This window comes from Pseudomonas sp. G2-4, assembly GCF_030064125.1.
Taxonomy (GTDB): Bacteria; Pseudomonadota; Gammaproteobacteria; order Pseudomonadales; family Pseudomonadaceae; genus Aquipseudomonas.
In genome coordinates, this window is sequence record NZ_CP125957.1 from 1,057,821 (window position 1) to 1,080,073 (window position 22,253).

Genomic DNA, 22,253 nt, shown 5'->3' on the forward strand with positions numbered 1-22,253 from the left:
TGCCTACGCCCTGGCACTTCAGACTGAAAACCAGGAGCATTCCATGTTCACCTCGCGTCGCTTGATCGTTGTCGCTACCGCTGTGGCCCTGTTGTCCGGCTGCGCGTCGCCTAACCCTTATGACAATCAGGGCCAGGCTTCCACGGACTCTTCAGGCATGAGCAAGACCGCCAAGTACGGCGGCCTCGGGGCATTGGCCGGTGCGTTGGCCGGTGCAGCCATCGGTCACGATAACCGTGGCAAGGGCGCATTGATCGGCGCCGCCGTCGTGGGCGCTTCCGCAGCCGGCTACGGCTACTACGCCGACCAGCAGGAAAAGAAACTGCGCGCCAGCATGGCCAACACCGGCGTTGAAGTGCAGCGCCAGGGCGACCAGATCAAACTGATCATGCCAGGCAACATCACTTTTGCCACCGATTCGGCCAACATCGCCTCCAGCTTCTACCAGCCGCTGAACAACCTGGCCGGCTCCCTCAAGGAGTTCAACCAGAACCAGATCGAGATCGTGGGTTATACCGACAGCACCGGCAGCCGCCAACACAACATGGACCTGTCCCAGCGTCGTGCCCAGAGCGTGGCGACCTACCTGACGTCCCAAGGCGTGAGCGGCGCCAACCTGTCGGCCCGTGGCGCCGGCCCGGACAACCCGGTGGCCAGCAACGCCGACGTCAATGGTCGTGCGCAGAACCGTCGTGTCGAGGTCAACCTCAAGGCCATTCCTGGACAGCAATATCAGGGGGCGCCCCAGCAGCAGGGGCAGACTTACCAGCAGTACCCATGATCGTTGGGCGGTAGATGAAACGGGGGCCATGTAGACATGGCCCCCGTTTTTTTTTGGCTGGCGCTCACTCTGTTTGGGTCGGGGGCAGGGTTAGCAACGCACACACACACCTGTGGCGAGGGAGCTTGCTCCCGCTGGGCTGCGCAGCAGCCCCAAAATCATTCGCCTCGGTCCCCCTGGCACACCGCGTTCGCTGGGTTGGGACTGCTGCGCAGTCCAGCGGGAGCAAGCTCCCTCGCCACAAAAGTGTTCACTTAAGTGAGTGGGTTCAGTTGGCCTCTTTCACCGCACTCAAAAACGCGCACGTACGTTCCTGCTGCGGATGCTCGAAGATCTGTGCCGGCGTGCCCTGTTCGTGAATCTGCCCTTTGTAGAAAAAGCACACCCGATCAGCAAACTCCCGGGCGAAACCCATCTGGTGAGTCACCATCAACATGGTCAGGTTGTGCTCGGCCCCCAGCTTGCGGATCACGTTGAGCACTTCCCCGCACAGCTCCGGGTCCAGCGCCGAAGTCACTTCGTCGAACAGCATCACTTTCGGCCGCATCGCCAGGGCCCGGGCGATGGCCACCCGTTGCTGCTGGCCGCCAGACAACTGCGACGGATAGTGGTCGAGCTTGCTGCCCAGCCCCACCAGCTCCAGCAAATCGGCCGCGCGTTCGCGGGCTTCTTTCGGGTTCATGCCCAGCACCTGCACCGGCGCTTCGATCACGTTCTGCAGCGCGGTCATGTGGGGGAACAGGTTGAAGCTCTGGAACACCATGCCGATCTTGCCGCGCACCCGGCGAATGTGCCGGTCGTTGGCCGGCACCAACACGCCGTTGCGGTTGGGCATGTGGGTCAGGGAATCATCCTCGATGCGGATCTGGCCCTGGTCGATGCCTTCCAGGGTCATCAATACCCGCAGCAGCGTGGACTTGCCCGAACCGCTGGGGCCGATGATCGCGACCTTTTCTCCCGGCGCGACATCCAGGTTCAGATGGTCGAGCACCGTGAAGCTGCCATAGCTTTTGGTCACGTCCTGGAAACTCACAATTGGCCGGGACGGTGTGGGGTCTTGCATGGCCGGGGCCTCCTGCTGCGACGCCAGCGTGCTGCGCCGGGACAAGTCGTTGGGCGTGGACAAAGGTAAAGTCATTAGCGTAGCTCCATGCGCGTTTCAAGGCGCCGTACCAGATAAGCCAAGGCAAGGCTCAGGGCGAGGAAGAACAGGCCGACCATGGTGATCGGTTCCAGGTAACGGAAATTCTCCGAACCGATGTTCTTGGCCTGCTGCATGATTTCCACCACGGTGATCGCCGACAGCACCGGCGTGTCCTTGAGCATCGCCACCAGGTAGTTGCCCAGCGGCGGCACGATGGGCCGCAGCGCCTGGGGCAGGATGATGTTGCGGTAAGCGTTGTACGGCCCGATGTTCAGCGCCGTCACCGCTTCCCATTGCGCCCGTGGCACCGCGTCGAGGCCGCTGCGGTAGACCTCGGCGATGTAACAGGCGTAGTGCAGGCCGATGCCGAGGATGCCGACCTGCATGGCCGTCAGGCTCAAGCCATAGTTGGGGAGCACGTAGTAGAGGAAATACACCTGGATCAGCAGCGGCGTGCTGCGGATGAACTCGATGACCGCCGTGGCCGGCCACGACAGCCAGAGTTTGCGACTGCGTCGGCCAATCGCAAGGAACAGTCCCAGGACAATCGCAATCAGGAAACCGATCAGGGTGATGCCCACGGTGTTGAGGGAGGCGCGCAACAGGTCCGGCAGGATCTGTGCGGCGTAGGACCAATCGAACAGGGTCATGACAGACCTCCACGCATCCGGCCCCGGCTCAGTCGTCGCTCAAGGTGGCGCATGCCGAAGTTGATGGCCTGGGCGAGGATGAAATACATCACCAGCGCCAGGCTGAAGATCTCCAGGGTCTGGAAGGTTGCCTGATCCAATTGCCGGGCCCGGAAGCTCAGGTCGGACAAGGTGATCAGCGACACCAGCGAGGTGTTTTTCAACAACTCGATCAGCAGGTTGGTGCCCGGTGGAATCGCCGCCAGCAAGGCCTGGGGCAAGATGATCCGCTTGAAGCGCTTGAAGCCGCTGAAATTCAGCGCCGTGCAGGCTTCGTATTGCCCCTTGGCCACCGAGCTGATGGCGCCGCGCATCACCTCGGCCCCATAGGCACCGATGTGCAGGCCCAGGCCGACAATCGCCACGGTGTAGGCGCTCAGCTCAATGTTGAACGGCGGCAGTGGCAACACGAAGAACAGCCAGAACAGTTGGACCAGCAGCGAGGTGCCGCGGAACACTTCGATGTAGGTAATGCTGAACCAGCGCAGCGCGCGCCACGGCGCCAGCCGCCCGAGGGCCGCCAATACCGCAGCGACAATCGCCAGCAGCGAACCGAGGAAGGTCACCTGAAGCGTGACCCAGGCCCCTTGAATCAATAACGGAAGTAATTCGCCCATGGTTCGACCCGATATCCGATGAAGCAGGGAACAGGCATCACGCACCGCGCGTCACGCCTGTTTCGGCACGTCAGTTTCGACTATGGCTGAGCGCAGAGCTCGGCCGCGGTTTTACTGGTCACGTTGGATTTGTCGAAGCCGAATGGCGCGACGGCCTTGAGGTGTTCTTCGGAGCCCAGCCACTTCTTCAATTCGGCGTTGACCGCATCGCGCAAGTCTTTGTCTTCGGGACGGAAGGCGAGGGCGCCGTAACCGATGTGGGACGGATCGTCCTTGAACTCGGTCATCGCCTCGACTTTATCGCCACCCTTGCTCGCCAGGCCTTTCATGGTCAGTTGCGTGCCGACGGCCGCGTCCGCGCGACCGGCCCGCACGGCTTGCAATTGGGCGGTGGTGTCGGGGACCTGAAGGATCTGCTCGTCCTTGACCCCGGAGTCTCGAGCGTAAGCCAGGTTCACCGTGCCGGCCATGATCGCCAGTTTCACGTCCGGTTGTTTGGCGATGTCTTCATAGCTGTGGAGATTTTTCGGGTTGCCCTTGGTCACGAGCAACGCGTCGGGCAACTGGTATTGCGGGTCGGTGAACAACACTTGCTTGCAGCGCGCGGGGGTGATGTACATGCCAGCGGCAATCACGTCGAAACGGCCGGCGCGCAGGCCGGGAATCAGTGAACCCCATTCAGTGAGCACGCCGTTGACCTGCTTGATGCCCATCTTGGCGAAGATGATCTTGGCGATTTCCGGCGATTCACCGGTCACGGTGCCGTCGGTTTCGGTGAAGGCGAACGGGGTTTCGTTGGCGTAGCCGATCCGGATGCTGCTGTTGCTTTTGACGGTATCCAGGGTCGCCGCCTGGACGCCGCCGGCCAGGCCGAGTACGGCACAGCTCAGCAAGAGCCGACGCAAGGGCGCGCAGGTGCGGGGAAGAAAATTGCTCATCGATAAAATCTCCTGTTTCTTGTGGATCCGTCGTTGGACGGCTCTGTGGTAGGAGGCAGTGTGACAAGAGCAAAGCGTACTGCGGCTGATCCAGGCTGGGCCTTGGATCGGGAACGGCGCCGGTACAGGTCGGTCCGGCTTTTTGTCAGGGCCAAGGGCCTGCCTGGATGACGACCTTGGACCGAGCATACAAAAGCCCCGGCATCGATTGTATTGCACTAGGACAATTGCTTTGCCGGGATTGTCGCGGGATGCTGTGCGCACCAGAACACACGCGGGTTGCAGCGTCATGGATAAGTGGAAATCAGCCTTGGACGTCGCCCGCAGTGGTGAATCCAAATACAAGATTCTGGTGCAGGCCATTGCCGACGATATCGAACAGGGCACCCTGGCTAACGACCAGCGCCTGCCGCCGCAACGGCAGGTGGCCGACGCCATGGGCATCAGCGTGCAAACCGTCACCAATGCCTACAAGGAGCTGGAGCGCCAGGGCCTGGTGCGTTGCGAAGTGGGGCGCGGCAGTTTCGTTTCGCGGCGCATGAGCGACCGGGTCGCTACTTATATTCTCGACAGCCCCGAGCGGGCATTGGTGGATTTTTCCATCACGCGGATCCTGCACACCCGTGAGCACGACCAGTTCTGGCGCGACACCTGCCGGGAGCTGAGCACTGAGGAAGACCAGCCATGGATTCATGCCTTTCGTCCGATTGCCGGTTTTGAATCCCACCGTGAGGCCGCCGCGCAATGGATCGGCCGCCAGGGGCTGAAGGTCGATCGCAGTGACATATTGATCACCAACGGCGCGGCCCACGGGATCTTCCTCGCCCTGGCTTCCCTGGCCGGCCCCGATGATGTGGTGCTCTGCGAGGGTGTGACCGACCATGGGGTGATCGGCAACTCCCAGGTGCTGGGCTTCACCCTCAAGGGCCTGGAGATGGATCGCTATGGCATCGACCCTGAACACTTCGAGGACATGTGCAGCAACGAGCGCATCACTGCGCTGGTGTGCACGCCGAACCTGAACAACCCCACCACCAGCCTGATGCCCGACGCTCGCCGCCGAGAAATCGCCGAGATTGCCCGGCGCTTTGGTGTGCACATCATCGAGGACGACGTGTACGGCCCGCTACTGGACGAACGCCGCGCGCCGCCCATCAGCCACTATTTGCCAGAGCTGTCGTTCTATTGCACCAGCATGACCAAGTCGGTGCTCACGGGGCTGCGCATCGGCTACCTGGTGGTACCCAAGCGCCTGGCGCTGCGCACCGAGAGTATCCTGCGGGTCAACAGCTGGATGGCCACGCCCATGGTCTCGGAGATCGCCGCGCGCTGGATCCGCGACGGCCGCGCCGAGTCGTTGGTGCACCTGCAGCGCCGCTTGCTGTCCGGGCGCCAGGCGATGGTCACCGAATACATGGGCGAGCACGTGTTGGGCCAGCATCCTCACGCCCTGAATGCCTGGATCGGCATCCCGCCCCATTGGGAGGTGGACAGCCTGGTGCGGGCCCTGCGGCACAAGCATATCGCCGTGACCTCCCCCGATCCGTTCACCGTGCGCGGCACCCCCAAACCCCGTGCGGTGCGAGTGTGTGTCGGAGCCGAGTGCAGCGATGAGGAGATGCGCCATGCGCTGGCGGGAATGCGGGAAATCTTCAACCAGTATCCGCAGATTCATGATTTCTGAACGCGGGATCTGTGAACAACACATCCCCCTGTGGGAGCGAGCTTGCTCGCGATAGCGGTGTATCAGTCACCAGAGATATTGAATGTGAGGCCTTCATCGCGAGCAAGCTCGCTCCCACAGGGGATTGGCGGTGGCCGCGGGATTACTGTTCAAGCAAAGTCATTAAATTGCCCTAGTACATTCATCACCACAATCCAGCCCTCTTAGACTGCGCCCAACACATCAGCTCGGGACGCGGTCATGTCAGTGTTGCAGCTTCAGGATGTCTACCTCGCTCGCCAGCGCATCGCATCGCTGGTGCGGCGCACGCCCATGGAGCATTCCGCCAGCCTGTCGCGGCTGATGGGGGTGGCGGTTTACCTCAAGCTGGAATCCCTGCAAATCACCGGCAGTTTCAAGTTGCGCGGCGCGAGCAATGCCGTGGCCCAACTCACTTCCGAGCAGAAGGCCTTAGGTGTGGTCACTGCATCCACCGGCAATCATGGTCGGGCGCTGGCCCACGCCGCTTCGCAGCAAGGGGTCAAGGCGATTGTCTGCCTGTCGAACCTGGTGCCGGCCAACAAAGTGCAGGCGATTCGCGACCTGGGTGCCGAGGTGTGCATCGTCGGCCAGTCCCAAGACGATGCCCAGCGCGAAGCCGAACGCATCGCCAGAGAACAGGGCGCGACCTTCCTGCCGCCCTTCGATCACCCGGCGATCATCGCCGGTCAGGGCACCCTCGGCCTGGAGATTCTCGAGCAGCAACCGGACGTGGCCCAGGTGCTGGTGCCGCTGTCCGGCGGCGGCCTGTTCGCCGGCGTGGCCCTGGCCATCAAAAGTGCCAACCCAGCCATCCAGGTCCACGGCATCAGCATGGCCCGTGGCGCCGCGATGCATGCCAGCCTCGCCGCCGGGCACCCGGTGGAAGTCGAAGAGCTGTCGACGCTGGCGGACTCCCTCGGCGGCGGCATCGGCCTGGACAACCGCTACACCTTAGACATGACCGGCCAATTGAGCGACGACCTGCACCTGCTTTCGGAAGCCTCCATCGCCAACGCCATTCGCCACGCCTATCACCATGAACGCCTGGTAATCGAGGGCGCGGCGGCGGTCGGCATTGCCGCGCTGCTCGACGGCCTGATCGAACCTCGTGGGCCCATCGTGCTGGTGATCAGCGGGCGCAACGTCGACACCGAACAACATGCCCGCGTGATCGCGGGTGCCAACACCTGATAACGCAACGGAGCCTGTCATGCGTGAAGTCACCCTATTGAGCGAAGCCGATCTGCGCAGTTGCGTGGCCCTCGACCTGCCCAGCATCGACGCCATCGAACAGGCCTTCGTGCTGCTGGCGACGGCCGCCGTGGCGATGCCGCCGATCCTGCGGCTGGATATCCCCGAACATAACGGTGAAGTGGACGTGAAGACCGCGTACCTGCCGGGCCTGGAACGCTTCGCCATCAAGGTCAGCCCGGGCTTTTTCGATAATCCCAAACTCGGCCTGCCCAGCCTCAACGGCATGATGATGTTGCTCTCGGCGCGCACCGGTCTGTTGGAGGCGTTGTTGCTGGACAACGGCTATCTCACCGCCGTGCGCACGGCGGCGGCGGGCGCGGTGGCGGCACGCTGCCTGTCTCGCGGGGCCAGCCGCAGCGTGGCGCTGATCGGGGCCGGCGAGCAGGCGGCGTTGCAGCTTCAGGCGTTGCGCCTGGTGCGGCCCATCGAAGAGGTCCGGGTCTGGGCTCGCGATGCACAAAAGGCCCGGGCCTTCAGTGAGGAACTGGCCGGCGATACCGGGCTCTCGGTTACGCCGTGCATCAGTGTCGATGAAGCCTTCGAAGGCGTGGACATCGCCATCACCTGCACCCCCAGCCGCGAGCCGCTGATTGAAGCCCGGCACTTGCACCCCGGCCTGCACATCACCGCGATGGGCTCGGACGCTGAACACAAGAACGAAATTTCCCCGCAAGCCTTGGCGGCTGTCGATTGCTACGTCGCCGACCGCCTCAGCCAAACCCGCCTGCTCGGTGAACTGCACCACGCCCTGGCGGCCGGCACCGTGGGCGATGAGCGGGCGTTGCTGGAACTGGGCCAAGTACTGGCGGGGCAGCGAGCCGGGCGTACCAACGAGGCGCAGGTCACCCTGTGCGACCTCACCGGCACCGGCGCCCAGGACACCGCCATCGCCAACCTGGCGTTCGAGCGGGCGCGGGCGGCGGGCAAGGGTTTCCCCTTCGGCCGCTAACCGTTTTTTCATTCGTGCGTCATTGATCAGAGGGCAGAGGGATGTCAGAGAGAGTCGTCAATCTTCCGTTCCAACGGGAGGAATACGCCCAGCGCCTGGCGAAGGTGCGCGTCGCCATGCAGGCCCAGGGCCTGGAGCTGTTGCTGGTCACCGATCCGTCGAACATGGCCTGGCTCACCGGCTACGACGGTTGGTCGTTCTACGTGCACCAGTGTGTGTTGCTGGCGCTGGACGGTGAGCCGGTGTGGTTCGGTCGCGGCCAGGATGCCAACGGCGCCAAGCGCACGGTGTTCATGCAGGCGGATAACATCGTCGGTTACCCGGACATCTACGTGCAGTCCCGCGAGCGCCATCCCATGGACTACCTGTCCCGGGAAGTGATCATCGCCCGTGGCTGGGGCGCGCTGACCATCGGCGTGGAAATGGACAATTACTACTTCAGCGCCGCCGCCTACCTGTCGCTGCAAAAACACTTGCCCGAGGCAAGTCTGGTGGACGCGGTGGGCCTGGTGAACTGGCAGCGCGCGGTCAAGTCGCCCCAGGAAATCGCCTACATGCGCATCGCTGCGCGCATCGTCGAGAACATGCACGGGCGGATCCTGGAACGGATCGAGCCGGGCATGCGCAAGAACGAACTGGTGGCCGAGATCTACAGCAGCGGCATCCTCGGTGCCGACGGCCATGGCGGCGATTACCCGGCCATCGTGCCGCTGTTGCCTACCGGTGCCGACGCCAGCGCGCCGCACCTGACCTGGGACGATTCACCGTTCGAGAAGGGCGCCGGCACCTTCTTTGAAATCGCCGGTTGCTACAAGCGTTACCACTGCCCGCTGTCGCGGACCATCTACCTGGGCAAGCCGCCGCAGCATTTCCTCGACGGCGAGAAAGCCGTGGTCGAAGGCATCGCCGCCGGCCTGGAAGCGGCCAAGCCGGGCAATACCACCGGCGACATCGCCGTGGCGTTTTTCAAGGTGCTAGAGAAATTCGGCATCCACAAGGACAGCCGTTGCGGCTATCCCATCGGTATCAGCTATCCGCCGGATTGGGGCGAACGCACCATGAGCCTGCGCCCAGGCGACACCAGCGTGTTGCAACCGGGCATGACCTTCCACTTCATGCCGGGGCTGTGGATGGACGACTGGGGGCTGGAAATCACCGAAAGCATCCTGATCACCGAGACCGGCGTCGAGACGCTGTGCAACGTGCCCCGTCAGCTGTTCGTGAAGGATTGAACGATGAGCGAATTGCCCACCAATCCCATCAGCGCCACGCTCGACTTCAGCCGCGAGGGCGTGCAGCACGGTTTCCTCAAGCTGCCGTATTCGCGGGACGATTCGGCCTGGGGCGCGGTGATGATTCCCATCACCGTCATCCAGCGCGGCAGCGGCCCGACGGCACTGCTCAGCGGTGGCAACCACGGTGACGAGTACGAAGGTCCGGTGGCCCTGAGCAAACTGGCGCAGCAACTGACGGCTGAAGAAGTGAGTGGACGGGTGATCATCGTGCCATTCATGAACACCCCGGCGTTCCACGCCGGGCGCCGCACCTCGCCCATCGACAAGGGCAACCTGAACCGCAGTTTTCCCGGCAAGCCGGACGGGACCGTCACCGAGAAAATCGCCGACTATTTCAACCGTACGTTGTTGCCCCTGGCCGACATCGTCCTGGATATCCACTCCGGCGGCCGGACCCTGGATTTCCTGCCCTTTGCCGCCTGCCATGTGTTGCCGGACAAAGAACAGCAGGCGCGCTGCGAGGCTGGGATGCTGGCGTTCAACGCGCCCTATTGCATGCGTATGCTGGAGCTGGATGCCGGGGCGATGTACGACACCGCGGCCGAGTCCCAGGGCAAGGTCTTCGTCACCACCGAACTGGGCGGGGGCGGTTCCTCGACGGCGCGCAGCGTGGCGATTGCCGAGCGTGGGGTGCGCAATCTGCTGATCCACAGCGGGATCCTGCGGGGCACCATCGACCTGCAGCCATCACTGGTGCTCGACATGCCGGACGCCAGTTGCTTCATCGCCAGCGAGCACGACGGTTTGCTGGAAGTGTGCCGGGACCTGGGTGAGCACGTGACCGCGGGCGAGGTGGTGGCGCGGATCTACGACGCCACCCGCAGCGGTGTTGCCCCCGTTGAATACCGCGCCGCCCGCAGCGGCCTGCTGGCGGCCCGGCATTTTCCGGGGCTGGTGCAGTGTGGCGATACGTTGGTGGTAATTGCGGATGTGTTGGCTTGATCCACCTCAACTGACACACCACTCTGTGGCGAGGGAGCTTGCTCCCGCTCGGCTGCGAAGCAGTCGTCGCTTTTCGGCCTGGGGCAGACGGAACCGAGATTGGGGCCGCTGCGCGACCCAGCGGGAGCAAGCTCCCTCGCCACAGTAATCGGTGTGATGTCTGAACTGCCAGGAGAGCCCCGGCCCATGCACAAGCTCGATCGCTACGACCTCAAGATCCTGCAAATCCTCGCCGAGGACGGGCGGATTACCAAGTCGAGCCTGGCCGAAGCCATCAACCTCTCGGTGACGCCGGCCTGGGAGCGGGTGCGCAAGCTGGAGGCGGCGGGCTTGATCAGCGGCTACCGGGCGCAGATCGACTGGGGCGCGGTGTTCAAGCGCCAGCAGGTGCTGGTGGAGATCACCCTGGCCCGGCACACCGCCCAGGACATGCGCCGTTTCGAGCAACGCATGACCGACGCCCCGCAAGTGGCGTTCTGTTACGCCACCGGCGGAGGGGTGGATTACCTGGCGATGATCCAGGCGCCGGACATCGATTATTACCAGCGTTTCGTCGATCAATTGCTGCTCGAAGACCTCGGCATCGAACGCTACTTCACCTACATCGTCACCAAGACCATCAAGACCAGCGGCGGCTTGCCGGCGGAGTTGGCCGAGCCATCCTGAGCACCGCAAAAAAACCGTTTTTGCCGCCCTCGATTCAGGAAAAAACCAGGGTTTGACCCACGGCAAACAACCGATTACCCAAGCGCCGCTGCCCTAGCATGGGGTCACGCACACGCTCTGGAGTGAACGTCATGACTTACCAACATCCGCTGCTGTTCAAGGCGCTTTGCTACATCGACGGCCATTGGGTCCACAGCGACAGCGGCGACAGTATCGCCGTGCACAACCCGGCCACGCGCACGGTCATCGGCCATGTGCCAATGCTCGATCAGCCGCAGATTGTCGCGGCAGTGGACGCGGCCCACCGCGCCTTCCCAGCGTGGCGCGAGCAGAGCCTGGACGCCCGGGGCGCGATCCTGCGGCGCTGGGCGGCGTTGATCGTCGAGCACAGCGAAGACCTGGCGCGCATCCTCAGCCTGGAGCAGGGCAAATCGTTGGCCGAGTCCCGCGGTGAAATCGCCTACGCCGCGAGCTTCATCCCCTGGTTCGCCGAAGAAGCCCGGCGCCTGTACGGGCAGAACATCCCCAGCCACATTCCCAATGCGCACCTGGGCACGGTCAAGGAACCGGTGGGCGTCTGCGCGCTGCTGACGCCGTGGAATTTCCCATCGGCGATGATCACCCGCAAGGCCGCCGCCGCCCTGGCCGCCGGTTGCACCGTGGTGATCAAGCCGGCCCACGAAACACCGTACTCGGCCCTGGCCCTGGCGCAATTGGCCGAGGAAGCCGGGTTTCCCGCGGGGGTGTTCAACGTCGTACTGGGGGAGCCGCAGATGACCATGGAAACCCTGGTCAAGGACCGCCGCGTACGCTCAGTGAGTTTCACCGGCTCCACCCGAGTCGGCAAACTGGTGCTGCAAGTCGCCGCCCATGATGTGAAGAAGGTCGCGCTGGAGTTGGGCGGTAACGCGCCATTCATAGTCTGCGCCGACGCCGACCTGGCGCTGGCGGTGAAAGTCGCGGTGGAGGCGAAGTTCCAGACTTCCGGCCAGGATTGCTGCGCGGCCAACCGGATCATGGTGCAGCGCCCGGTCTACCAGGCGTTTCTCACGCGATTTGCCGCGGCGGTGCGGGCCTTGCGGGTCGGCCCGGCCATGGTTGATCAGCAGGAGCAGGCGGTGGACGTCGGCCCGCTGATGCATCAGGCTGCCTTCGACGTGACCGCTGACCGGGTAACCGATGCCTTGGCCCTGGGCGCGCAACGCCTGGTGGGCGGTGAGGCCCATGCCCTGGGCGGGTTGTTTTACCAGCCGACGGTGCTGGCCGATGTCACGCCGCAAATGCGCATCTACCGCGAAGAAAACTTCGCACCCATCGCCGGGGTGATGCCGTTCGACACCCTGGACGAGGCCATCGAAATGGCCAACGACACCGAATACGGTCTGGCGGCCTATATTTGTTCCAACCGCCTGGACCTCATCTATCCGCTGATTCGCCGTCTCGACCATGCCATGGTCGCGGTCAACGGCGTCAAGTTCACCGGCCACCCGATTCCCTTCGGTGGCATGAAAGCCTCGGGCCTCGGTCGCGAGGGTGGCAACGAGGGCTTCGAGCCCTTCGTCGAAACCAAATACTTTTGCCTGCACCATCAAGGCCAGTTCCAAGGAGAGTCCGCATGAGCCAAGACTTCAACACGCTGTTCGAACAAGACCGTGCGCATTTCATGCACCCCTCGACCCACGCCCACGACCACGCCAGCGGTGCGCTCAAGGGCCGGATCATCAAGAGCGCGTCGGGCATCCGCATCCGCGACCATGAGGGCCGGGATTTCATCGACGCCTTTGCCGGCCTCTACTGCGTGAACATCGGCTACGGCCGCACCGAAGTGGCCGACGCTATCTACAAGCAGGCCAAGGAACTGGCCTACTACCACACCTATGTCGGTCACTCGAGCGAGGCGATCATCGAGCTGTCCAGCCGCATCATGGACTGGGCGCCGGAGGGCATGAAGAAGGTCTATTACGGGTTGTCTGGCTCCGATGCCAACGAAACCCAGGTCAAGCTGGTGCGTTACTACAACAACGTATTGGGCCGGCCGCAGAAGAAGAAAATCATTTCCCGCGACCGTGGCTACCATGGTTCGGGCATCATGACCGGCAGCCTGACCGGGCTGGCGACCTTCCACCAGCACTTCGACCTGCCGGTGGAAGGGGTCAAGCACACGGTGTGCCCCCACTGGTATCGCAAGGCCCCGGCGGGCATGGACGAAGCGACGTTCGTGCGTTACTGCGCCGATGAGCTGGAAAAAATGATCCTCGCCGAAGGCCCGGACACCGTGGCGGCGTTCATTGGCGAACCGCTGATGGGCACCGGGGGGATCATTGTCCCGCCTGCCGGTTATTGGGATGCGATCCAGGCTGTGCTGAGCAAATATGACGTGTTGTTGATCGCCGATGAAGTGGTCTGCGCCTTCGGCCGTCTCGGTTCGAAGATGGGCAGCCAGCGCTACGGAATGAAGCCGGACCTGATCACCACCGCCAAGGGCCTGACCAGCGCCTATGCGCCGCTGTCGGCGGTAATCATCGGCGAGAAGGTCTGGGACGTGATCGACAAGGCCTCACAGGCCGAAGGCGCCATGGGCCATGGCTGGACCTATTCGGGGCACCCGATCTGCGCGGCGGCGGCACTGGCCAACCTCGACATCCTCGAGCGGGAAAACCTCACGGCCAATGCCGAGGACGTCGGCGGCTACCTGAACCGGCGGCTGCGTGAAACCCTCGAAGGTCATCCGCTGGTGGGTGAAGTGCGCGGTGACGGCATGCTGGCGGCGGTGGAGTTCATGGCCGACCGTGAGCAACGTACGGCGTTCGATCCGGCGTTGAAGGTCGGCCCCAAAGTCTCGGCCGCCTGCCTGGAACGCGGCATGATCGCCCGCGCCATGCCCCACGGCGACATCCTGGGCTTCGCCCCACCGCTGATCCTGACCCGCGAAGACGCGGACCTGATCGTCGACATCACCCAAGCGGCTATCGACCAGGTGGCGGGCGAAGTGCTGGGGTGAGTCGAGATGGGGGTGTGCAGAATCTGTGAACACCCCGAACCCATGTGGGAGCGAGCTTGCTCGCGAAGGCGGACTCTCTGAGAGGGTGACGCTGGATGTGCCGCCGTCTTCGCGGGCAAGCCCGCTCCCACAGGGGATCTGTGCCGAGCACAGTATTTCTGCTCACTGAAGATTCCATGTGGGAGCGAGCTTGCTCGCGAAGGCGGACTCTCTGAGACGGTGACGCTGGATGTGCCGCCGTCTTCGCGGTCAGGACGGGGACGATTCTGGCGGCAGCATTCGTGTCGGTGGTTTGCCGTTGGCGTTGTGCTGGTAGATCTGCGCGGGTTGTCCCTTGTCATTGAAGAACACCTGGCCGATTCCCGCTGAGTTCCACAGCCGTTCCCCGGCCTCGGCGTGTTCCGGGGTGTGGGGGACGATGCGCATGCTTCGGCGCTTGGTGAACCAGTTCAGGGGCGAGCGCGGCGAGTAGAGCCAACGGTTCAGGCGGTCGAACCATTCCAGCAGCGCCGGTGGGAATTCATTCTTGATGCCGCTGCTGGTGATCTGCCAGATGCGCGGGCCGCCTTTGCGGTGTGGGATCAATACTTCGTAGACGAACGAATAATGAACATCGCCTGACAGCACCACGTAATTCCCGGGCGTACGCGAGTGTCGGAAAATGTTCAGGATCACCTGGGCCGCGCCGCGATGGGCCATCCAGTTTTCCGCGTCCACCAGCAGTGGAAAACCGCACCAACTGAACATGCGCTGCACGGTCTCGATCAGCTTTACACCGAAGATCGGTGCCGGTGAAACGATGATTGCCGAAGGGTGATCCAGCAACTCTTGCTGCAACTCGCTCAGGGCCTCCCAATCCAGCAGACCGGAAGGCTGCTTGAGGTTGTTCTCGCTGCGCCAGCGCCGGGTGCGGGTGTCGAGCACCACCAGGGCCGGACTGCTGGGCAGCACGTAGTGCCATTGCTGGAAAGCCAGCAGCGTGTCGATCAGTTGGTCCTGGGGGCCGCTGTCGAGGTAGCGGTCCCGGGCGGTGTCGCTCAGGGCCACGGTTTGCTCGACCACGTCAGCAAAGGCATCCGGGTTGTTGCCCCAGCCCTGGCAAAGCATATAGGCAATCAGCGCATTGCCGATGATGCGTTTGGAGAACGGATGGCCGTAGGCCGTTTCCTCCCATTGAGCGGACAGATTCCAGTCGTCGGTAATATCGTGATCGTCGAAAATCATCAGGCATGACAGGTGCGCGAACACCCGCGCCACGCCGTCCAGTCCGGCCTTGAAGCCCTCGATGCGTTGTTGTTCCAGGTCGTAGCGCTGGCGCCGCTCGGCAGTTAGCTCGGGCGGTTGTGGGGCGACCAGCGTCCACGGCACTGGCGACCACACCAGCAGGTACATCGCCATGACTTCAGCGAAGGTCACCAGGTGATTGTCGGCGCTGCTGCTGGTGAAAATCGGCTTGCGCGCGCCGCCGAAAAATCGCTCGCGCAGGGTTTCGTTGCTCTCAAGCGCGGGTAACAAATCGGCGCGATGGTAATAACTGGCCGGGTGTTGATAGAGCTTGGCGCTGTCCTCCACCACCGCGCCGTCCAAGCATTCCTCGAACAACCCCAGCCGCTCGATCAACGCATGAATCGCCCGCAACATCGGTCCGGCGACGTCATCGGCGTAGACCTGGTCGCCGCTCATCATCAACAGCGCCGGCCGTTGCGTCGGCGCCTGGGCCAACAACTGGTCTACGCAAAGCAAGCCGTCGTTGGTCGGGTAATGGGGTTTGCGGCAGGAACCGTGGACCAGCTGCTCGATGCGCGAATGCAGCACGAAGTTCGGACACCGCGCTTGGCCATACAGCAGATGCGGCGCCCATTCGGCGATGGGGACGCCGTCCACCAGCAGGTCATAGTCAATCGTGATGTCCTGGGGCAGGGGGGCGTCGAGGCGAACATCGATCAGATGCACGAACGCCCGCTGCCCCACCGGCACCACCGTACAGCGCGATGTATCCAGCTCAAGATCACCCGCGCCGTCCACACGCAACGTCAACGCCAACGGGCGCGTACCCACCAGCCACATCACCAGCCGCGAGGGTTCCAGCCGCCGCAACAGCGGGCCGACGAGAACGGGGGGCAGGGCGGGGGTGATATCTGGGGTGGGCGACAGCATTAGCGGAAAAAGCTCTGTTCAGGGAGAGGCGGGGATCATAGCGCAATGTGCTGTGCAGCTGGGGATGGGGGACGGGCACTTTGTGGCGAGGGAGCTTGCTCCCGCTGGGGTGCGAAGCGCCCCCAAAACCTGACATTGCGGTGTGTCAGGTTAAACCTTGGGGCTGCTGCGCAGCCCAGCGGGAGCAAGCTCCCTCGCCACAGGGAAGTGTTGAGCCTGGCGACGTCACTGGGCTGTATTGGAAGCCTCGGCCGCCTTGATCAAATCCGGCCCGATCTCTTTTTCAAACTTCGCCCACACCGGCTTCATCTTGTCGCGCCATGCGCTGCGTTCCTGCGGCGTGAGGGTAATGATCTCGGTGGTCTTGGCATCCAGGACAAGCGCCTTGTCCTGCTGGTTGAACCGTTCCGCTTCCTTGTTCGCGTGGACGGTGGACTCGACCACGATTTTGTCCAGTTCGGTGCGGATATCCGGCGGCAGGCCGTTCCAGAAATCCGAGGTACTGATCAGCATGTAGTCGAGTATGCCGTGGTTGGACTCGGTGACATATTTCTGCACTTCATGGAGTTTCTGGTTGTAGAAGTTCGAATAGGTGTTTTCCGTGCCGTTGACCACACCGGTGCGCAAACCCTGGTACACCACCGAGAAAATCATCGGTTGTGCCTTGGCGTCTACCGCCTTGAACTGCTCCTCCAGTACGGTGGAAGTCTGTATCCGGAAGGTCAAGCCACGTGCATCCTCGGGCACACGCAGTGGCTTGTTGGCTGACAGTTGCTTCATGCCGTTGTGCCAATAGGCCAGGCCGGTCACGTTCTTGCTTTCCATGGACTTGAGCAGCTTCTGGCCCTCGGGGCTCTGCTGGAAACGGTCCACCGCGGTGATGTCGTCAAACAAGAACGGCAAGTCGAATAACTGCACCGACTTGGTGTACTGGTCGAACTTGGCCAGCGATCGCGCAATGATCTGCACGTCCCCCAGGAGCAAGGCTTCCATCTCCTTGTCATCGCCAAACAGCGTGGAGTTGGGATAGACCTCGACCTTCACCTTGCCCGGCAGCCGTTCTTCCGCCAGCTTCTTGAACATCAACGCGCCCTGGCCCTTGGGCGTTTGTTCACCCACCACATGGGAAAACTTGATCACTATCGGTTCAGCCGCCATCGCCGTGCCTGACGCGCTGAGCACCAGGGTGCAGAGCAGCGCTTTCCACATGGATTTGTGCATTGGGAGGTGTCCTTTTTTGTATTTATCCTAGGGGCCCATTCCGAGCCTGGGTACAACGGCAACAGCGGGTCCAGCAGGGAACCGCTGTTGCCAGGGTGTGTCAGTCCGACTCAACTCATCCCCAACCAATTGGGCAGCGCCAGCGAAATCCACGGCACATAGGTAATCAGCACCAGGAATGCCAGCAGGATCATCAACCACGGCATGGCCGCGCGAATGGTGGCGGGCAGGGACATGCCGGTCACGGCTGAGGTGACGAACAGGTTCAGCCCCACCGGTGGCGTGATCAGGCCGATCTCCAAGTTCACCACCATGATGATGCCCAGGTGGATCGGATCGATGCCCAGCTTCATGGCGATAGGAAACAGGATCGGCGCCAGGATCAAAATGATCGCCGAAGGCTCCATGAACGCGCCGGCAATCAGCAGCACAATGTTCACCACCAACAGGAATGTCACCGGCGTCAACCCGGCCTCGATCACCCACGCCGTGATTTGCTGCGGCAGTTGCTCGGTGGTCAGGACATGGGCGAAGAGCATGGCGTTGGCGATGATGAACATCAGCATGATGCTCAGCTTGGCCGACTCCAACAGCACTTTCGGTGTCTCGCGGAAAGTGAGGTCTTTGTAGACGAACAACGCAATGAACGCCGAATACACGGCCGCCACCGCCGCCGCTTCGGTGGGTGTGAACATCCCCGAATAAATCCCGCCGAGGATGATGACCATCAACAACAGGCCCCAGATAGCCTTGCGCGCGGTGGTCAGCCATTCGCGCAGTGTCGCCCGAGGCAGGGCCGGCAGGTTTTTCTTCACCGCGACGACGTAGATCGCCACCATCAACGAAAGACCCAGCAGCAGGCCTGGAATCACGCCGGCCATGAACAGCTTGCCCACCGACGTTTCTGTCGCCGCGGCATACACCACCATCACGATCGAAGGCGGAATCAGGATCCCCAGGGTCCCGGCGTTGCACACGATGCCGGCGCCGAACGCCTGTGGATAACCCGAGCGCACCATCCCGGCAATGGCGATGGAGCCGACCGCCGCTACGGTTGCAGGACTTGAGCCGGACAGGGCGGCAAACAACATGCACGCCAACACCGCCGCAATCGCCAGGCCGCCACGGATATGCCCGACGCAGGCGTTGGCGAAGTCGATCAGCCGTCGCGCCACGCCGCCCGTGGTCATGAATGCCCCAGCCAGGAGAAAGAACGGAATCGCCAGCAAGGTGTAGTGCTCGGACGTTTCGAACAGCTTGATCGCCAGCGAACGCACCGAGTCAGGGCTGAAGAAAATGATGGTCAGCGAACCGGCCAACCCCAGCGAGATGGCGATGGGCACGCCGATGAACATCAGCACGAACAGCGCCACAAACAGGAAGGCAATGGTCATGGCTTGTCTTCCTCATGTTCGGTCAGTTTGATCGCTTCGGCCGCTTCATCGGCCAGGCCCAGGCCGGTCTGGCGATTCAGCAGGATGCGCACGAGAATTTCGGCGAAGCGGATAAACACCAGGGCAAAACCCACCGGTACGATCAACCCGATGTGCCACTGCATGATGCCGTAATGGCCGAGGTCTTCGGCGCCGATCTGGGCAATCATCAAGGTGTTGATCCATTCAAAGCTCGCCACCGCCAGCAGCCCGGCGTAAGCGAGGCAGCACAGGCACGCGATGACACCAATGAAACGCTGCACCGGTTTGCTCGCCAGCTTCACCAGCGCATCGACACCGATGTGCCCGGCGACGCGCACACCGTAAGACAGCCCGAAAAAGATCAGCCAGCCAAACAGTGCCTTGGTCAGGGATGTGCTCCAGGTCATGGCCTGGGCCATGCCCATGATGTTGTCGCCAATGGCGAACATGGGTTCACTGGCGGCAGGCCAGCTGTCGCCGAGGCTGTAGAACACGCTGTAGAGGTTATTGAGCACCACATAGACGAATGTAACCAGCGTCATGGCGGCCAGAAGGAAGGCAATGAAACCTTCCTCGAAGTGTTCCCAGATGCGCCGAATGGCGTTCATGGATGACATCTCCTGCAGGGGGGACGACAGGCCGGCGCTGCCAGGGCGGCAGCACCGGCCAACCAATCACTGGGCCGTGTTGGAGGCTTCGGCGGCTTTGATCAGGTCTGCGCCGATATCACCTTCGAACTTCTTCCACACCGGTTTCATCTTGTCGCGCCACTCGCCACGCTCTTGCGGCGTGAGAGTGATGATCTCGGTGGTCTTGGCGTCGAGGATGCGTTGCTTGTCATGCTCGTTCAGCTGCGCAGCCTCTTTGTTCACGTGGGCCGTGACTTCAACCAGGATCTTGTCCAGTTCAGTGCGGATGTCCGGCGGCAGGCCGTTCCAGAACTTGGTATTGGTGATCAGCATGTAGTCGAGTACACCGTGATTGGATTCGGTGATGTACTTCTGCACTTCATGCATCTTCTGGCTGTAGATGTTCGAGTAGGGGTTTTCCGCGCCGTTGACCACACCGGTCTGCAGGCCTTGGTACACCTCGGCGAAACTCATCTTGCGCGGGTTGGCGTTGACGGCCTTGAACTGTTCTTCCAGCACGGCCGAAGCCTGCACGCGGAACTTCAAGCCACGGGCATCCTTGGGTTCACGCAGGGGCTTGTTCGCCGACAACTGCTTCATGCCGTTGTGCCAATAAGCCAGGCCGGTGATGTTCTTGCTTTCCATGGACTTGAGCAACTTCTGGCCTTCAGGGCTCAGTTGGAAGCGGTCCACGGCGGAAATGTCATCGAACAGAAACGGCAGGTCGAACAGTTGCACCGTCTTAGTGTATTGCTCGAACTTGGCCAGGGACGGCGCGATCATCTGGACGTCACTCAACAACAGGGCTTCCATTTCCTTGCCATCGCCAAACAGCGAGGAGTTGGGATAGACCTCAACCTTGACTTTGCCTGGCAGCCGCTCTTCCACGAGTTTCTTGAACAACAACGCGCCTTGACCTTTGGGCGTTTGCTCGGCGACCACATGGGAGAACTTGATGACCACCGGGTCTGCCGCCATGGCCGTGCTCAAGGCACTAAGGGCCAATGTGCAGGCGAGCGCTTTCCAGATAGGTTTGAACATTGCTTGGTTTCCTCTTGTTTTTAGTATTTTTCGTGCGGGCTCATTCAAAACACAGTGCACGGCGGAACAATGATGAGTCTAGGCAGAAAAACAACGTGTCGGGGGGATTGTGACGGTCAGTCGGGAAAAAATCGCCCGACTGTCAAATGCCCCAAAAGAGCGCGTTAGAGCCATCCAGGGTGGGACGAACTCAGCGTGACCGACACATCTCGAAAGGTTTTCAGCCAACAAGCGTGACCGGGGCAGGAAACCATAAAAAGGCCAGTAATGGCTACTGGCTTTCAATTTCCGTTAATTGCGCTTCCAGCGCTCGGCAAACCGCGCACATACCCCATAACGCTCATCCATCTGCGCCATCCTATTTTCCAGCCTTCGAGGCACCGTTCCTTTCTGGGGCAAGTGGTCTCTATTCTGCGTCTTGTGGTATGACGACATTTCTAGAGTTCTCGCGCAAAAATAACCTCTCTTTTCAAGAAGATCCCGTCTAAGCGCATATTTTATTGAATTTCAGGCTTGACAGCTCGCCGGGATCATCCGAATAATTCGGCACGTTGTATGACGACATACAAATAAACAATAACAACTGGGTGCTCCTTCCTATGAGAATCACAGGCGTTCACGTCGAAGTCTTTTCCACCCCTTCGCGCCGCGCTCAGGACAGTGCCGGCCACGCCCACCCGGGCGATGAGGTCATGATCAAGATGGCCTTGCTGCGCATTGGCTGCGACGATGGCAGCGAGGGTTATGCCTTCGGTCCGCCAGAGTTGATTCGTCCGCACATCATCGAATCCTTTGTACGCAAGGTGCTGATCGGCCGCGATCCGATGGATCGCGAAAGCATCTGGCAAGACCTGGCGCACTGGCAGCGCGGCAGTGCCGGGCAGTTCACCGACCGGGCGTTGGCGCTGGTGGAGCAAGCCCTGTGGGACTTGGCCGGACGCAAGCTCAAGTTGCCGGTGCACAAGTTGATTGGCGGGTATCGCGATAAGGTCCCGGCCTACGGTTCGACGATGTGTGGCGACGATCTGCCGGGCGGCCTGTCCACGCCGGACGAGTACGGCCTGTTCGCCGAAAAGCTGGTCCAGCGCGGCTACAAGGCCATCAAGCTGCACACCTGGATGCCACCGATTTCCTTCGCGCCGAATCCGCAGATGGACATCCAGGCCTGCGCCGCCGTGCGTGAGGCGGTGGGGCCGGACATCGCGCTGATGCTCGACGGCTACCACTGGTACAGCCGCATGGATGCGCTGACCATCGGCAAGGCCTTGGAGAAACTCAATTTCGCCTGGTTCGAGGAGCCGATGATGGAAGATTCCGCAGAGTCCTACGCCTGGCTGGCGGCCAACCTGGACATTCCAGTCCTGGGGCCGGAAAGCATCGCCGGCAAGTTCCATAGCCGCGCCAGTTGGGTCACGCAGAAGTCCTGTGACATCCTGCGCGCGGGCGTGGCCGGGGTCGGCGGCATCGGGCCGTGCCTGAAGGTGGCGCACCTGGCCGAGTCGTTCGGCATGGACTGCGAAGTGCACGGCAATGGCGCGGCGAACCTGGCGGTGGTGGGTGCCATCAGCAATTGCCGTTGGTACGAGCGCGGCTTGCTGCACCCGTTCCTCGACTATGAAGACGTCCCGGCGCACCTCAACAGCATCGTCGACCCCATGGATGCCGACGGTTTTGTGCACCTGTCTGATCGGCCAGGGTTGGGCGAGGACATCAACTTCGCGTACATCGAGGCCAACACCGTGTCCCGGCATTGATAGTGCGCCACGTCCCAGGCCCATAGTGGCCCGGGCGACAAGTCTTTATAAATAT

At 62.1% G+C, this 22,253-nt stretch carries 19 protein-coding genes; 10 read left to right on the forward strand and 9 right to left on the reverse strand.

Annotated features, from left to right (window positions below):
- Nucleotides 1–43: 43 nt before the first annotated feature.
- Nucleotides 44–781: a YiaD family glycine zipper/OmpA-like lipoprotein gene (locus tag QNH97_RS04575; protein WP_283555801.1), complete on the forward strand. Its 738-nt coding sequence runs from the start codon at nucleotides 44–46 to the stop codon at nucleotides 779–781.
- A 268-nt stretch (nucleotides 782–1,049) separates the two neighbouring features.
- Here QNH97_RS04575 and ehuA read toward each other — a convergent pair whose 3' ends face one another.
- From ehuA to ehuB, 4 genes are all read right to left on the reverse strand, one after another.
- A complete protein-coding gene (ehuA, locus tag QNH97_RS04580) occupies nucleotides 1,050–1,919 on the reverse strand; it encodes an ectoine/hydroxyectoine ABC transporter ATP-binding protein EhuA (protein WP_502944491.1) in 870 nt (289 codons plus the stop codon).
- Nucleotides 1,919–2,575 (reverse strand): ectoine/hydroxyectoine ABC transporter permease subunit EhuD, encoded by a 657-nt coding sequence (gene ehuD / locus QNH97_RS04585; protein WP_283555802.1) that lies wholly within the window; start codon nucleotides 2,573–2,575, stop codon nucleotides 1,919–1,921. The genes ehuA and ehuD overlap by 1 nt, the downstream gene beginning before the upstream one ends.
- Entirely contained in the window at nucleotides 2,572–3,231 is a 660-nt protein-coding gene (ehuC, locus tag QNH97_RS04590) for an ectoine/hydroxyectoine ABC transporter permease subunit EhuC (RefSeq protein ID WP_283555803.1), read from the reverse strand. Before ehuC ends, ehuD begins: the two co-directional genes overlap by 4 nt.
- Before the next feature lie 80 nt (nucleotides 3,232–3,311).
- Complete coding sequence (ehuB, locus tag QNH97_RS04595) at nucleotides 3,312–4,169, reverse strand: ectoine/hydroxyectoine ABC transporter substrate-binding protein EhuB (RefSeq protein ID WP_283555804.1); 858 nt, start codon at nucleotides 4,167–4,169, stop codon at nucleotides 3,312–3,314.
- A 289-nt stretch (nucleotides 4,170–4,458) separates the two neighbouring features.
- Here ehuB and ehuR point away from each other — a divergent pair, with 289 nt between their 5' ends.
- The 8 genes from ehuR to QNH97_RS04640 all read left to right on the forward strand — a co-directional run bounded on the left by ehuR (nucleotide 4,459) and on the right by QNH97_RS04640 (nucleotide 13,981).
- A complete protein-coding gene (gene ehuR / locus QNH97_RS04600; protein ID WP_283555805.1) occupies nucleotides 4,459–5,853 on the forward strand; it encodes a MocR-like ectoine utilization transcription factor EhuR in 1,395 nt (464 codons plus the stop codon).
- Nucleotides 5,854–6,093: 240 nt separating this feature from the next.
- A complete protein-coding gene (gene eutB / locus QNH97_RS04610) occupies nucleotides 6,094–7,065 on the forward strand; it encodes a hydroxyectoine utilization dehydratase EutB (RefSeq protein WP_283555806.1) in 972 nt (323 codons plus the stop codon).
- Nucleotides 7,066–7,084: 19 nt separating this feature from the next.
- The gene (locus QNH97_RS04615; protein ID WP_283555807.1) at nucleotides 7,085–8,077 is read left to right on the forward strand and encodes a cyclodeaminase; all 993 of its coding nucleotides are present in this window, start codon (nucleotides 7,085–7,087) and stop codon (nucleotides 8,075–8,077) included.
- 41 nt (nucleotides 8,078–8,118) lie between these two features.
- Nucleotides 8,119–9,309, forward strand: coding sequence for an ectoine hydrolase DoeA (gene doeA / locus QNH97_RS04620; RefSeq protein WP_283555808.1), 1,191 nt, complete (start codon nucleotides 8,119–8,121; stop codon nucleotides 9,307–9,309).
- 3 nt (nucleotides 9,310–9,312) lie between these two features.
- Nucleotides 9,313–10,314: a N(2)-acetyl-L-2,4-diaminobutanoate deacetylase DoeB gene (gene doeB / locus QNH97_RS04625; RefSeq protein ID WP_283555809.1), complete on the forward strand. Its 1,002-nt coding sequence runs from the start codon at nucleotides 9,313–9,315 to the stop codon at nucleotides 10,312–10,314.
- Between the two features lie 186 nt (nucleotides 10,315–10,500).
- A complete protein-coding gene (locus QNH97_RS04630; protein ID WP_283555810.1) occupies nucleotides 10,501–10,980 on the forward strand; it encodes an Lrp/AsnC family transcriptional regulator in 480 nt (159 codons plus the stop codon).
- 131 nt (nucleotides 10,981–11,111) lie between these two features.
- Complete coding sequence (locus QNH97_RS04635; RefSeq protein ID WP_283555811.1) at nucleotides 11,112–12,599, forward strand: NAD-dependent succinate-semialdehyde dehydrogenase; 1,488 nt, start codon at nucleotides 11,112–11,114, stop codon at nucleotides 12,597–12,599.
- On the forward strand, nucleotides 12,596–13,981 hold the full coding sequence (locus tag QNH97_RS04640; RefSeq protein ID WP_283555812.1) for an aspartate aminotransferase family protein: 1,386 nt from the start codon (nucleotides 12,596–12,598) through the stop codon (nucleotides 13,979–13,981). Before QNH97_RS04635 ends, QNH97_RS04640 begins: the two co-directional genes overlap by 4 nt.
- Before the next feature lie 249 nt (nucleotides 13,982–14,230).
- On the opposite strand, the gene QNH97_RS04645 is transcribed toward QNH97_RS04640, so the two are convergent.
- The 5 genes from QNH97_RS04645 to dctP form a co-directional block, all read right to left on the reverse strand.
- Entirely contained in the window at nucleotides 14,231–16,138 is a 1,908-nt protein-coding gene (locus QNH97_RS04645) for an alkaline phosphatase D family protein (protein WP_283555813.1), read from the reverse strand.
- A 225-nt stretch (nucleotides 16,139–16,363) separates the two neighbouring features.
- Nucleotides 16,364–17,359 carry a TRAP transporter substrate-binding protein gene (locus tag QNH97_RS04650; protein ID WP_283555814.1) on the reverse strand — a complete coding sequence of 332 codons (996 nt, stop codon included), beginning with the start codon at nucleotides 17,357–17,359 and terminating at the stop codon, nucleotides 16,364–16,366.
- 110 nt (nucleotides 17,360–17,469) lie between these two features.
- A complete protein-coding gene (dctM, locus tag QNH97_RS04655; RefSeq protein ID WP_283555815.1) occupies nucleotides 17,470–18,753 on the reverse strand; it encodes a C4-dicarboxylate TRAP transporter large permease protein DctM in 1,284 nt (427 codons plus the stop codon).
- Nucleotides 18,750–19,382: a TRAP transporter small permease gene (locus QNH97_RS04660; RefSeq protein ID WP_283555816.1), complete on the reverse strand. Its 633-nt coding sequence runs from the start codon at nucleotides 19,380–19,382 to the stop codon at nucleotides 18,750–18,752. The genes dctM and QNH97_RS04660 overlap by 4 nt, the downstream gene beginning before the upstream one ends.
- Before the next feature lie 66 nt (nucleotides 19,383–19,448).
- Nucleotides 19,449–20,444 (reverse strand): C4-dicarboxylate TRAP substrate-binding protein DctP, encoded by a 996-nt coding sequence (gene dctP / locus QNH97_RS04665; protein ID WP_502944493.1) that lies wholly within the window; start codon nucleotides 20,442–20,444, stop codon nucleotides 19,449–19,451.
- A gap of 599 nt (nucleotides 20,445–21,043) precedes the next feature.
- Here dctP and QNH97_RS04670 point away from each other — a divergent pair.
- Nucleotides 21,044–22,198 (forward strand): mandelate racemase family protein, encoded by a 1,155-nt coding sequence (locus QNH97_RS04670; protein WP_283555817.1) that lies wholly within the window; start codon nucleotides 21,044–21,046, stop codon nucleotides 22,196–22,198.
- Nucleotides 22,199–22,253 lie beyond the last annotated feature (55 nt).